Here is a 13,441-nt window from a genome sequence, read left to right on the forward strand (position 1 = left end):
ATGGAAAAAATAACTAAAGAACGTGTTATACAAGCATTAAGTAATGTATATGATATGGAAATTGGATTTGATGTTGTTTCTCTAGGGTTAATTTATGATGTTGATATAGATGAAAATAATAATATACATGTTAATATGACATTAACGACACCGATGTGTCCTTTAGCAGGAATGATGGTTGAAGATGCAACTTCGAAAGTAAGAGAAATAGAAGAGGCAAAAGAAGTAAAAGTTGATTTAATATTTGATCCACCTTGGGATCCTTCAATGGCAAGTGAAGAAGTAAGAAGAATATTAGGAATTTAAAATGAATTTAAATGAATTAATAAATTATTTAAACGGGAAATATTATATTTCCCGTTTAGATATTATAAAAAAATTATCAATGATAGAAAAAAAAGATATTATAGAATATATGTTTTCAGATCCTTTTATATCAGAAAAAAATGTTGAAAAACTTGAAAAAAATATAAAAGGATACCCAATAGAATATTTGGTAAATGAAGTACAATTTTTAAATAATATTTTTTACATAGATGAAAGAGTGTTAATTCCAAGAGTTGAAACAGAAGATTTAGTATTAATAGCAAAGAAAATAATTGAAGAAAAAAATATAAAAAAAATATTAGATCTTGGAACAGGATCTGGAGTTATAGCTATAACATTAAAAAAATTTTTTCCCGATATAGAAATCATAGCTTCTGATATATCTTTCGAAGCTTTAGAAGTTTTTAAAAAAAATTGTAAGAAAAATAATGTTAATATAAAAAGTTATTTAGGATCTTATTTGGAACCATTTTTAAAAGAACATGAACAAATAGATTTGATAATTTCGAATCCACCTTATGTTGAAGAAGAATACAAAAATAAAAATGAAACATTGAAATATGAACCAGATATAGCACTTTTTGCGGGAAAAGATGGACAGAATTTTTATAGAAAATTAATAAACAAATATTATGATTTAATAAAAAATAAAACTCTGTTATTTGAAACAACAGAGTTTAATGTATTAAAAACATATGATTTGATAGATAAGCTCTCTGGAAAAACAGAGATAAAAAAAGACAGTTTTGGTATAGAAAGATTTATTTATCATTATAAAAATTCACATAAAGATTAACTTCACCAGTTCCTATACCCATTATTTTTGCAACAGACTCCGGAGAATTACCGGAGTTTATGAGTTGTAAAATCTTTTTAATCTTCAAATTTTCTTCTTCATTTTGGGAATATAAAATTTTCTTTTTACCCTCAACAGAAGCATTTGTTATTTTAATTGATTCTTGTTTTGATGATATTTTGTTATATTTGTTTATTAACAAATCCAATTTTTTTAGATTTTGTTCAAAAAGGATATCATAATTATTTATAATTTTTGTTAATTCATCTTCCATTTCAAATCTATAATTTTCTAATTTTTCATCTAATTTATTTTTACTTTTATATAAAAACATCAAAATCAATACCAATAAAAATATTAAGATTATTAATAAAAAAAGAATTATAAAATCCATGAAATACACTTCTTATTGATTAATTCTAAAAAGAATTATTGGGAAATCCATATTACCTGAATTACTATATAAAACAAAATTATTTGCAATTTTATTTGGTGCTGGATCTATCTTTTCAATGACCCAATTTTCTGGAAAATAAATATATACATTATCTTTTACATTAAATGGTTGACCTTTTAATGAGAATTCATAAAGATTATCTTCTTTCTTTTCTAATAATCCTTCTATTAAAACTGATTCATTTACCGACATTTCTGGGTTATTCTCTGTTACAGTAGATTGATAACTTATTGTCGTCATATTTTTTCCTATTTTTTCATTCAACTCTTTAAATTGATCATTATAAACTTTAAATTTTTCTTCATCTGGGGTATTAAAGTTTCTTACCATATTAGTATAAGATTTTTCATCATTTGCTTTGAATGTAACATCGGTATTTATTTCCACATTAAAATCTTCTCGTATTGTAAAATAAGTACTTGAATTGACAATATCAAAATCAGTTTTCATATTTTTCATCATGAAAAATTGAAAAAGGGTTAGGCCTCCGAAGAATATTATTGTTATTATTATAAAATTAAAGTTGCTCTTTCTGGGTGCTTTTTGATTCATTATATAAGAATCCTCCTTTTACAGTATCTTTAAAACAATTATACCATATACAAGTAATAATGTGATAAAATAAATTTGAAGATAATACTCTGAAATAGGATTAATAAGATTTTTAACGGGAGAATGATTAAAGTGATAATTGAAGAATTAAACATAGAAATAGATATTTATTCTGGTTCATTTTCAACATTGGTTGAACTTGTTAAAGATAAAAAAATACCATTAAATGAAATATCAGTATCAGAAATATCAGATCTATATTTGAATTTTATTCAAAAAAATAAAAATAAACTTTCTGAAATAGGTGAGTTTATGAAATTATCAGCATATTTAACTTATTTAAAATCTTTAAGTTTATTACCAGATAAAAATAATAAAAATAGATTAAGAAAACATACAGAACAATTATATTCAACTATAGATGATTATGAGCTTCTTGATTATACAAAAAAGATTTTAATGAAGGAATATGGTAAACCATCAGCGAAATATGTAAGGGTAAAGCCAAGAGATAAAATAGATCAAAAGGATGCAAAAATACAATTAGAAAATTTTGTTAATGATTATTTAAAAGTGCAAGAAAAACTCGAAATAATAAAAGAAGTTTATTCTGTTGAAGAAGCTATAAAAAGACTTGAAAAAGAAAATCAATTAAATATATATGATATATATAAAATATCAGATTTCAATAAATTAAAATTTATAGTTCTTTTTCTTGGTATACTAACCTTAATAAGAAATGATAGATTTTCTTATGAAGATGGAATATTTATAAATTTAAAATAGTAGGTGATCATATGAATATAAATTTTCAACTCATAGAAGCATATATATATTCAAAACCTAATGGATGTAATATAGAAGATATATCTAAAAGTACTGGAATAGAAATTGACGAAGTGAGAAAAATTATTTTTGACATACAAACTCATTATATGGATAATTCTCATGGAGTAGAATTAACAAAATTTTATGATAAATATAGATTTGAAATTAAACCTGAAATAAAAAAAATAATAACACCTAAACCCAAAAAAATGAATTTAACGGATACACAATTTGAAGTAATAACTGTATTATTTTTAAATGGACCATCAAGACTAATAGAAATTGAAAAGACCAGAGGAAAAAACAGTTATTCTCAAATAAAAAAATTGATGGAATATAAAATAGTAAAAAAGGTTAAAAGGAAAGAAAAAAAATCTTATCTATACCAATTAACCGATAAATTTTATGAATGGGTTCCACAAGAGACAATAAGAAAGTTGGAGGAGATTAAAGATGATAAGTTTACAAAAAGCAATACAAACACTGGGGATTAGTAGAAGAAAATCAGCTGATAAAATATTAAAAGATGGAATACTGGTAAACTCCAAAATAATTAAGGAACCTTGGTACGAATTAGAAGAAGAAGATACAATAAAATATGAAGGAAAAACATATAAAATATCTGAGCTATTAAAAAGAAAAGAAGAAAAGGTTTATTATTTAATAAACAAACCTTTAGATGTTATATGTGCAATGGAAGATCCTTTTGGTAGAAAAACTATAAGTGATTTAATAAAAAATAAAATAAAAGAAAAAGTTTTTCATGTTGGAAGACTGGATTTAAATTCATCTGGATTATTATTATTAACAAATGATGGAGATTTAGCCAATAAACTTTTACATCCAAAACATGAAATATCTAAGACTTATACAGTTATTATAAATGGTCATCCAACTAGAGAAGATTTAAAAAAAATAGAAAATGGAGTAGTTCTTGAAACTGGATATAAAACAAATCCAGCTAAAATAGAAAAAGTAAAAAAGCAAGGTTCTAATCATGAAGTAACTATCACAATAAATGAAGGCAAAAAAAGACAAGTGAGGCTTATGTTTAAAGTCATAGGTTTTAAAGTAAAAGAATTAAAGAGAATAAAATTTGGACCTTTTAGTATAAAAGAGGTTCCTAATCCTGGAAATATTAAAAAAATAGATCCAGAAATAATAAAAAATTTTATAAAATAAAAATATATTGAGGTGATAAAAATTTATGAGAAAATAAAAAAAATTATTTTAGAAGCAGGAGAAATATTAAAAAAATCGCAAAACGAAACATTCCAAATAAATACCAAAAAGGTTGATTATGATCTCGTCACAGAATATGATTTTAGAATACAAAAATTTTTAATAGAAAAATTTAAAATAATAATGCCTGAAGTTGAAGTTTTTGCGGAAGAAGCAAATTTTGACAAAAAACCTAATAGTAAAAAATATTGGGTTATAGATCCAATAGATGGAACTGTGAATTTTTCGAAAGGTATTCCAGAATACTGTATTTCAGTAGCATATGTAGAAGATGATGAGCCAATAATGGGATTTGTTTATGCACCAATGATGAATCTTTTCTATAATGCGAAAAAAAATGAAGGAGCTTATTTAAATGATAAAAAAATAGTTCCAAATTGGTCAAAAAATTTAAAAAATTCTATAATAACTCTTGGAAATAAAAGAGGAAAAACTCATGAATATATTAAACAGCTTGAAGAAGAGGTTATGAGAATAAGATTATTTGGAACAGCTGCTCTTCAAATTTGCTATGTTGCCAGTGGATATTGTGACGCATTCATTTCATTGCGATCTAATCCTTGGGATGTTGCAGCTTCACACTTAATACTTAAAGAAGCTGGTGGCATTGTAATAAACTATAAAAATGAAGATATGAATATCTTTTCTAAAAAAGGTTTATATACAAATGAAAATATAAGAAATGAATTATTAAACAAAACTGAGGAGATGATAAAATGAAAGCTTTAGTACTATGTGCTGGAAAAGGAACGAGATTGAGACCGCTTACTTTTACAAATGCAAAACCTCTGATTCCTATTGCAAATAAACCTACAATAATGTATTCATTAGAAAAAATAAAACAGTCAGGAATAACTGAAGTTGGAATAATAGTAAATCCAGATAATAAAGAAGATTTTATAAATGTTCTTGGTACTGGTGAAGAAATTGGTATGGAAATAAGCTATATAATTCAAGAAAACCCAAAAGGACTTGCACATGCTGTAAAAATATGTGAAGAATTTATTGGAGAAGATGATTTTTTAATGTATTTAGGAGATAATCTCATAAATACAGATTTAAATATATTTGTTGAGGAATTTAAAGAAAAAAATCATGATGCTTTTATACTTTTAACACCAGTAGAAGATCCTACCAGATTTGGAATAGCAGTTATGAAAGATTCAAAAGTTGTAAATGTTGTAGAAAAACCTAAAACACCACCATCAAATCTTGCAATAATAGGAGTATACATATTTAAACCATCAGTTTTTCAAGCAATAGATAATATAAAACCTTCATGGAGAGGAGAGCTTGAAATAACTGATGCGATACAATGGCTAATACAAAATGAAAAAAATGTTGGAGCACATGTGATATATGGTTGGTGGAAAGATACTGGAAAACCTGAAGATTTGATCGAAGCAAATAGAACTGTATTAGAAAACATAAGCAATAAAATAATAGATGGTAATGTATATGAAAATTCTGTTGTACAAGGAAATGTAATAATAGAAAAAGGGGCTAAAATAATAGATTCAATAGTTAGAGGTCCTGTCATAATAGGACAAAATGCTACAGTTAACAATGCTTATATAGGTCCATACACTTCAATTGGAAATAATGTTAATATAGAAGACTCAGAAGTAGAAAATTCTATAATACTTGATGGAGCTATAATATCTTCATTGGGTGTTAGAATGGATAGCTCTATAATAGGAGCAAATTCTCATATAGTATCAGTTAAGAAAAAACCAAAAACAGTTAAATTAGTTATAGGAGATTATGGAAAGATAGAATTACCTGAATGAAATTTAAAATAATAGACATATAATTAAATTGCATGGTTTCTGATTATAAAGAAACCATGCATAAATTTTAATTAATAAATATTTAAATATCTTTTCTAAAATAAAATTCTTTATTATAAAGTTTTGCTATAGAATAAAGATTATTTCTTAAAGTATCAATATTTTTACAATTATCAACTAAAGTTAAAACTCTTCCTCCTGAAGAAAAAGCTTTTTCTTCAGAAATTTTTGAAGAATAATAAATAAAATCACAATCATCTGATTTTTTTAAAATCTCTATATTTTTTTTATATTCTAAAGGATAACCAAATGCAGTTAAAACCAAACCTATTGAAATACCTTGTTTCCATTTTAAATGAGTATTTTCAACATTGTTATTATAAATATCATTAAAAATATCTACTAAATCTGAATCCAATAAATTTAATAAAGATTGTGTTTCAGGATCTCCAAATCTTACATTATATTCAAGAAGATAAGGAATATTATTTTCAAAAAGTATACCAAAAAACAAAATGCCTTTATACATCAAATTTTCAGCTTTAAGGCCATTGATAGTAGGTTTTATTATCAAATCTTCAACCTTGATTTTAAGATTCTCGTCTATATTTGGATGAGGTGTAATAGAGCCCATTCCACCCGTATTTAAACCTTTTTCACCTTCACCTATTTTTTTATGATCTTTTGAATAATTAAATAATTTATAGTTTTTTTCATCTAAAAGAACAAAAAATGAGGCTTCAAAACCACTTAAATATCTTTCAATTATTATCTTATTACCAGACTCACCAAAACATTTATTTTTCATTATATCCTCTAAAACCTTAACAGATTGTTTGTAATTATCACAAATAAATACACCTTTTCCTGCAGCAAGGCCATCTACTTTAATAACAATAGGAAAATTAATATTGTTTAAAAAATTAAAAGCATCTTCAAAATTATTAAATTCTTCATAATCTGCTGTAGAAATCTTATATTTTTTCATAAAGTTTTTTGAAAAAATTTTAGAACCTTCTAAAATAGAAGATTTTTTGTTTGGACCGATAATTTTAAGATTATTTTTTTCAAATTCATCAACAATTCCTTCACATAAAAACTTTTCAGGACCAACTATAGTTAAATCGATTGAATTTTTTTTTACAAAATTTAATAAAGTATTTTCATCTATAAATTCAATGTTGTGACATTTTTTTTCATAAAAAGTTCCAGCATTTCCAGGGCAAATAAAAATTTCATCTGTTTTTGGAGATTCACAAAGTTTTTTGGCAATCGAATGTTCTCTTGCACCATCACCTAATATAAGAAATTTCATATGATTCCCCCCTCAATGTTTAAAATGTCTCATATTTGTAAAATACATATCTATATTATTTTCATTACAAAAATCAATAGAATCTTGGTCGCGAATAGAACCACCTGGTTGAACAATTATTTTTACGCCATTTTTATAAGCAAGTTCAACGACATCTTTAAATGGAAAAAAGGCATCAGAAGCCATTATTTTAGGTTGTCTTATAGATCTTTCAAAAGCTTTTTCAGCAGCCCAAATTCTTGAAACTTCTCCTCCACCTATACCTACTGTTTGAAAACCATCACATATAACTATTGCATTTGATTTAACAAATTTCACACAATTAAAAGCAAATTCAATTTCTTTTAAATCAATATCATAATTCTTTTTTTTAGTTACAAGATTTAATTCATTATTTAATATTAAATCTGTATTTTGAATTATTAAACCACCATTTAAAGAAATAAACTCTCGATTTTCAAAGTTATTATTATTAACTTTTAAAATTCTGAGATTTTTTTTCTTTTTTAATAAATCTAAAGCTATATCCTCAAAATCTGTTGCTATTACAATCTCTAAAAAGATATCTTTTAATTTTTTTGCAGTTTCAAAATCAATAGTTCTATTAAAAGCTACAACACCACCAAAAATTGATACGGGGTCACATTCAAAGGATTTATTGAACGATTCTAAAGTATCTTTTCCAATAGCTATTCCACATGGAGTATTATGTTTCAAAGCTACACAACAGCAATCAGAAAAAGAACTTACAGTTTTCCACGCAATATCAACATCCCTTAGATTATTAAAAGATAATTTTTTCCCATTTAAAGTTTCAAAATCATTAAAAAAATAGAAACCATTATTTTTTTTATAAAAAGCTGCTTTTTGATGGGGATTTTCACCGTATCTTAAATCATCCTCTTTTTTATAAGAAATAGCAAAATAATCTGGAAATTCAATATTGCTTTTATTATTAAAATATTCTGAAATAGAAGCATCATATGCAGAAGTTAAATTAAATGCTTTTGCTGCCATTTTAAATCTAAAATCATAATCAATATTTTCAAAATTATCCATAAAAAAATCATAATCTGAAGGATCCGTCAATATTGTGGTATATTTGAAATTTTTAGATGCCGATCTAATCATTGATGGCCCACCAATATCTATATATTCTATTAAAGAATCAGTATCAAAGTTTTTATTAACATTTTCAAAAAAAGGATATAGATTACATACAACTAAATCAAATTTTGTAATATTGAGTTTTTCTAATTGATCTATGTCAGAATTTTTTGCTAAAATACCGCCATGTATTTTTGGGTGAAGACTTTTAACTCTACCTTCTAATATTTCTGGAAAATCAATATATTCTGATATTTTAAAAACTTTAATATTATTATTTTTTAAAATATCATAAGTTCCACCAGTTGAAAAAATTTTTACATTTTTTGATATTAAAAATTTTGCTAAATCAATTATTCCTTCTTTATTAAAAACACTTAAAATAGCATTTTTGAAATCCAATATTAACACCTCCATATTTTATATACTAATATTCTTAAGCAAAACAAATGATTATAAATTAACAAAAAGATAATTTTTGGTTAATTAAATGTTTCGAAAAAAACTTAAAAATATATAGAAAACAATGAAAGTATGATTATAAATATATTAAAAGTAAAAAAATATATTTTTTTTAAATTGATTAACAATTAATTTAAAATTTCTTATCTTTTAATTAAGATAGAAAAATATTTATTCTGTTAGAATCAAAATATATAAACTAAAAGTAAATAAAATATGAAGCACCTCTTCCTGTATATTTTCGAAAATAAGGTTCGAAAGTTTCTACCGGGTACCGTAAATATCCGACTACAGGAAGAGGGGTTGGATTTTTTCCACCTCTCTTCCTGCATAGAGAGGTGGAATTTCTTTTTTAAAAAAGGAGGAAAAAATGAAAAAAATACTTATAGTATCTGGAAGTAAATCTGATGAAAATCTTGTTAAAGTTGGAACAGAATTATTAGAAAATTGGGAAATACAATATGATTACAAAGTTTTAAGTGCACATAGAAATTTAAAAGAACTGATGAAATTTATAGAAGAGAATGAAAAAGAGTATTTTGCAATAATAGCAGTAGCGGGACTTGCAGCAGCTTTACCTGGAGTAATAGCCTCTTTAACTCAAAAACCAGTTATAGGTGTACCAAACGAAGTAGGTACTTTAAAGGGAATAGATGCTTTATTATCTATGACACAAATGCCAGGTGGAGTACCAGTGGCAACTATGGGGATTGGAAAGCATGGAATGAAAAACGCTGTTTATTTTGTAAAAAGATTAATAGAAAATGAGGAGGAAAAATAAATGGAAAAATTATATGAAGGAAAAGCAAAAATTTTATATTCAACAGAAAAATCAGAAGAAGTAATAATATATTATAAAGATGATGTAACAGCTTTTAATGGAGAAAAAAAAGATAATTTAAAGGGTAAGGGAGTTTTAAACAAAAAAATAACAAAATATTTTTTTGAATATCTTGAAGAAAATAAGATAAAAACTCAGTACATAGAAGATAGAGATGAAAGTTCATTTTTTGCTAAAAAAGTTAAAATAGTACCTTTGGAAGTAATAGTAAGAAATAAAACAGCTGGAAGCTTTTGTAAAAGATATGGAGTAAAAAAAGGAATAAATTTTGAAAATCCGTTAATTGAATATTCTTTAAAAGATGATTCATTAGGTGACCCAATGATAAGTAAAGAAGCTATATACGCTTTAAAAATAATATCAGAAGAAAAATTAAATTATATAGAAAAAACAACTTTAAAGATAAATAATTTATTGAAAAAAATTCTTGAACCAAAAAAAATAGATCTTGTTGATTTCAAATTAGAATATGGATATTTTGGTGAACAAATACTTTTAAGTGATGAAATATCACCTGATACATGTAGGTTTTGGGATAAAGAAACTGGAGAATCATTAGACAAAGATATATATAGAGAAGATAAGGGGAATTTAATACTTGGATATGAAAACTTTATAAGGAGAATGGGAATATGAAAAAATTTGAATTTCAAATACAAATAAATCTTAAAGACGGAATACTTGATACGCAAGCTATAGCTACAGACAAAGTTCTTAAAAGAAAAAAAATATATTTAGAAAATATATCATTTGGAAAAATAATAAATATAAGCCTTGAAGAAGAAAATTTTGAAATTGCATACAAAAAAATAGAAGATATATCTCATAATTTATTATCTAATCCTGTACTTGAAAATTTTAAAATAATTCCAATAAATTCGGAGGTAAAACAATGAAAAAATTAAAAGCAGGTGTTATAGTATTTCCTGGTTCAAATTGTGATAAAGATGCTTATTTTGCATTAGAAAAATCTGGATTTAATGCAGAATATATATGGCATGATTTCGAAAAAACTCTTGACTATGATTTTTTATTTATACCTGGTGGATTTAGTTATGGAGATTATTTAAGAGCTGGAGCACTTGCAAAGTTTTCACCTGTTATGAAATCTGTTGAAAAATACATAATTAATGAAAGAGGTTTAGTTATGGGGATTTGTAATGGATTTCAAATTTTATCTGAATCTGGATTACTTCCAGGAGCACTTGCAAAAAACAAACATCATAAATTTATATGTAAAAATGTAGAATTAGATGTTATAAACAAAAAATCACCATTTACTTCTGGAATTTCAAAAGAAAAAATAATATTACCTATTGCTCATATGGAAGGAAATTATATGGATGATTATGAAAATATAAATAAATTAGAATCAAAAAATCTGATATCTTTCAAATATACGGATAATCCAAATGGTTCTATGAATAATATAGCTGGAATAATAAATGAAAAAGGAAATGTTATGGGTATGATGCCACATCCTGAAAGAAATACAGTAAAACTATTAGGAAATGGTGATGGAGCATATATATTTCTCTCAATAAGGAGGCATTTAGAAAATGGAAATTAAAACTTTAGCCTTAAATCTTGGATTATCTGTAGAAGAATATAAATTAATAATTGAAAAATTAGATAGAGAGCCTACTGAACTTGAAACCTATTTATATTCAGCACAATGGTCAGAACATTGTGGTTATAAACATTCAAAAGAATTTTTAAAAAATCTTCCAATGAATATAGAAAATGAAAATGCTGGGTATATAAAGATTGATGATTATGCAGTAGTTTTTAAAGTTGAAAGTCATAATCATCCAAGTGCTGTAGAACCCTATCAAGGAGCAGCAACTGGAATAGGTGGAATAGTTAGAGATGTTCTTGCGATGGGAGCAAGGCCAATTGCGCTTTTAGATTCATTAAAATTTGGAAATATTGAAGATGCACATTCGAAAAATATTTTTGAAGGTGTTGTAGAAGGGATCAGCGGGTATGGAAACTCAATAGGAGTACCAACTGTAGCTGGTGAAACATATTTTGATGAAACTTATTCTACCAATCCACTTGTAAATGTTATGTGTGTTGGTTTAGCAAAAGAAAAAGAATTAACTTATTCTAAGGCAACTAATCATAACAAAAAGTATATATATGTTGGTGCTAAAACGGGAAGAGATGGAATTCATGGAGCTTCATTTGCTTCGAAAGAATTATCTGGAAGAGATGATAGACCATCTGTACAAGTTGGAGATCCTTTTTCAGAAAAAAATTTAATAGAAGCTACTCTTGAAATACTAAAAATAAAAGGTGTTTTAGCTTGTCAAGATATGGGAGCTGCTGGATTATTAAGTTCAATATCAGAAATGTCTTTTAAAGGGGATCTTGGCTGTGAATTATATATAGATAAAATTCCTTTAAGAGAAAAAAATATGAAACCTTGGGAAATAATGCTTTCAGAATCACAAGAAAGAATGTTATTTTTGATAGATGAAGGTTGTGAAAAATCTATAAAAAAAGTTGTTTCAAAATATATGCTTGATTATTCAGAAGTTGGTAAAACTATATATGAAAAAAGAATGAAAATTTATAAAAATGAAGAAATAATATGTGATACACCTTTAGAACCACTTGTAAACGCACCTTCTTTAAAAAAAGTAAGTGAAACACCTTCTTATTTTTATGTTCATAGAGCAAGAAAATATCCGAAAATAGAAAAACATCCTAAGTATATATTAAAAGAAATTTTAAAACATCCAAATATAGCTAACAAAAATTGGATATATCAACAATATGACTATAAAGTAGGAAATAACACTATAGTAGAACCTGGAGAAGCTGATTCATCAATATTATGGATAAAAGATACTAATAGAGGATTTGCAGTTACAATAGATTCTAATCCCTTATATACATATTTAAATCCATATGAAGGTTCAAGAAATATAGTGTATGAAGCTGCAAGAAATATAATAAGTACTGGAGCTATTCCTCAAGGAGTTACGGATAATCTTAATTTTGGTGACCCTGAAGAATCTACAGTTAATTGGCAATTTGAACAATCTGTAAAAGGTATATCAAATGCCTGTAGGGAGTTAGAAACACCAATAACCGGTGGAAATGTATCATTTTATAATGAATCAAAAAATAAAATAATATATCCAACTCCTGTTATAGGAATGGTTGGAACTATAAAAAATGTAAACAATATAAAGAATAAATCATTTAAAAATATTGGAGACATAGTATATATAGTCGGTAAAACAGAGATATGTAGTGATTTTATAGGTGGAAGTATATATTTGAAAATACTTCAAGACTTTATAGGTGGAGAAATAGACAAAGTAAAGACTCTTTATGAACTTGGTCTTCAAAAAACGATATTAAATTTAATAAATAAAAATTTAGTAAACGCTGTTCATGATATTTCTAAAGGTGGAATTGCTGTGGCAGTTTTAGAATCTTCTTTCTCAGGATTAAAAGGTTTTAAAGGCTTTGTTGGAGAAACAAATGAACAAATTTTTGGAGAAAATCAATCTAGATTTATAGTTAGTGTACCGGCAGAAAAAAATATAATATTTGAAAAAGAAATGTTCAATAATAAAATGGATTACTTAAAATTGGGAATAGTAACCCCTAAAGAATATGGAATTGATTTAGGATTTGGAAAAATGTCCTTTGAAGAATTGTATTCAATATTCAATAATTCTGTAAGAAAACATATGGAGGAGTAATT

At 25.4% G+C, this 13,441-nt stretch carries 16 protein-coding genes and 1 riboswitch; of the genes, 12 read left to right on the forward strand and 4 right to left on the reverse strand.

Annotated elements, in window-relative coordinates:
- Complete coding sequence (locus PWP28_RS04730; RefSeq protein WP_109603870.1) at positions 1-306, forward strand: metal-sulfur cluster assembly factor; 306 nt, start codon at positions 1-3, stop codon at positions 304-306.
- Position 307: 1 nt separating this feature from the next.
- Positions 308-1,123 carry a HemK/PrmC family methyltransferase gene (locus tag PWP28_RS04735; RefSeq protein ID WP_308644343.1) on the forward strand — a complete coding sequence of 272 codons (816 nt, stop codon included), beginning with the start codon at positions 308-310 and terminating at the stop codon, positions 1,121-1,123.
- Here PWP28_RS04735 and PWP28_RS04740 read toward each other — a convergent pair.
- Positions 1,089-1,517, reverse strand: a complete 429-nt coding sequence (locus PWP28_RS04740) for a DUF6115 domain-containing protein (RefSeq protein ID WP_109603872.1) — start codon at positions 1,515-1,517, stop codon at positions 1,089-1,091. The genes PWP28_RS04735 and PWP28_RS04740 overlap by 35 nt on opposite strands.
- A 12-nt stretch (positions 1,518-1,529) precedes the next feature.
- Positions 1,530-2,132 (reverse strand): DUF4897 domain-containing protein, encoded by a 603-nt coding sequence (locus PWP28_RS04745; RefSeq protein ID WP_109603873.1) that lies wholly within the window; start codon positions 2,130-2,132, stop codon positions 1,530-1,532.
- Positions 2,133-2,255: 123 nt separating this feature from the next.
- Here PWP28_RS04745 and PWP28_RS04750 point away from each other — a divergent pair, with 123 nt between their 5' ends.
- Genes PWP28_RS04750 through PWP28_RS04770 form a run of 5 tightly spaced genes read left to right on the forward strand, consistent with a single transcriptional unit; the run spans position 2,256 to position 5,992 of the window.
- Positions 2,256-2,918, forward strand: a complete 663-nt coding sequence (locus PWP28_RS04750; protein WP_146192146.1) for a hypothetical protein — start codon at positions 2,256-2,258, stop codon at positions 2,916-2,918.
- 11 nt (positions 2,919-2,929) lie between these two features.
- Entirely contained in the window at positions 2,930-3,454 is a 525-nt protein-coding gene (locus PWP28_RS04755; RefSeq protein ID WP_109603875.1) for an SMC-Scp complex subunit ScpB, read from the forward strand.
- On the forward strand, positions 3,414-4,142 hold the full coding sequence (locus PWP28_RS04760; protein ID WP_109603876.1) for a pseudouridine synthase: 729 nt from the start codon (positions 3,414-3,416) through the stop codon (positions 4,140-4,142). The genes PWP28_RS04755 and PWP28_RS04760 overlap by 41 nt, the downstream gene beginning before the upstream one ends.
- A 12-nt stretch (positions 4,143-4,154) precedes the next feature.
- Positions 4,155-4,922: an inositol monophosphatase family protein gene (locus PWP28_RS04765; RefSeq protein WP_240597477.1), complete on the forward strand. Its 768-nt coding sequence runs from the start codon at positions 4,155-4,157 to the stop codon at positions 4,920-4,922.
- A complete protein-coding gene (locus tag PWP28_RS04770) occupies positions 4,919-5,992 on the forward strand; it encodes a glucose-1-phosphate thymidylyltransferase (protein ID WP_109603877.1) in 1,074 nt (357 codons plus the stop codon). Before PWP28_RS04765 ends, PWP28_RS04770 begins: the two co-directional genes overlap by 4 nt.
- Before the next feature lie 82 nt (positions 5,993-6,074).
- Here PWP28_RS04770 and purD read toward each other — a convergent pair whose 3' ends face one another.
- Positions 6,075-7,307 (reverse strand): phosphoribosylamine--glycine ligase, encoded by a 1,233-nt coding sequence (gene purD / locus PWP28_RS04775; RefSeq protein ID WP_308644344.1) that lies wholly within the window; start codon positions 7,305-7,307, stop codon positions 6,075-6,077.
- 12 nt (positions 7,308-7,319) lie between these two features.
- Complete coding sequence (gene purH, locus PWP28_RS04780; RefSeq protein WP_264149937.1) at positions 7,320-8,816, reverse strand: bifunctional phosphoribosylaminoimidazolecarboxamide formyltransferase/IMP cyclohydrolase; 1,497 nt, start codon at positions 8,814-8,816, stop codon at positions 7,320-7,322.
- Positions 8,817-9,087: 271 nt separating this feature from the next.
- Positions 9,088-9,187: riboswitch (purine riboswitch) on the forward strand.
- A 59-nt stretch (positions 9,188-9,246) separates the two neighbouring features.
- Between purH and PWP28_RS04785 the strand changes: the two genes are divergently transcribed.
- Genes PWP28_RS04785 through purL form a run of 5 tightly spaced genes read left to right on the forward strand, consistent with a single transcriptional unit; the run spans position 9,247 to position 13,439 of the window.
- Entirely contained in the window at positions 9,247-9,657 is a 411-nt protein-coding gene (locus PWP28_RS04785) for an AIR carboxylase family protein (protein WP_109603880.1), read from the forward strand.
- A complete protein-coding gene (purC, locus tag PWP28_RS04790) occupies positions 9,658-10,353 on the forward strand; it encodes a phosphoribosylaminoimidazolesuccinocarboxamide synthase (protein WP_264149939.1) in 696 nt (231 codons plus the stop codon).
- Positions 10,350-10,613, forward strand: coding sequence for a phosphoribosylformylglycinamidine synthase subunit PurS (gene purS / locus PWP28_RS04795; protein ID WP_109603882.1), 264 nt, complete (start codon positions 10,350-10,352; stop codon positions 10,611-10,613). The genes purC and purS overlap by 4 nt, the downstream gene beginning before the upstream one ends.
- The gene (purQ, locus tag PWP28_RS04800) at positions 10,610-11,287 is read left to right on the forward strand and encodes a phosphoribosylformylglycinamidine synthase subunit PurQ (RefSeq protein ID WP_109603883.1); all 678 of its coding nucleotides are present in this window, start codon (positions 10,610-10,612) and stop codon (positions 11,285-11,287) included. The genes purS and purQ overlap by 4 nt, the downstream gene beginning before the upstream one ends.
- Positions 11,277-13,439 (forward strand): phosphoribosylformylglycinamidine synthase subunit PurL, encoded by a 2,163-nt coding sequence (purL, locus tag PWP28_RS04805; RefSeq protein ID WP_109603884.1) that lies wholly within the window; start codon positions 11,277-11,279, stop codon positions 13,437-13,439. The genes purQ and purL overlap by 11 nt, the downstream gene beginning before the upstream one ends.
- Positions 13,440-13,441 lie beyond the last annotated feature (2 nt).

This window comes from Oceanotoga sp. (assembly GCF_030445905.1).
In the GTDB taxonomy this organism is placed as follows: Bacteria; Thermotogota; Thermotogae; order Petrotogales; family Petrotogaceae; genus Oceanotoga; species Oceanotoga teriensis.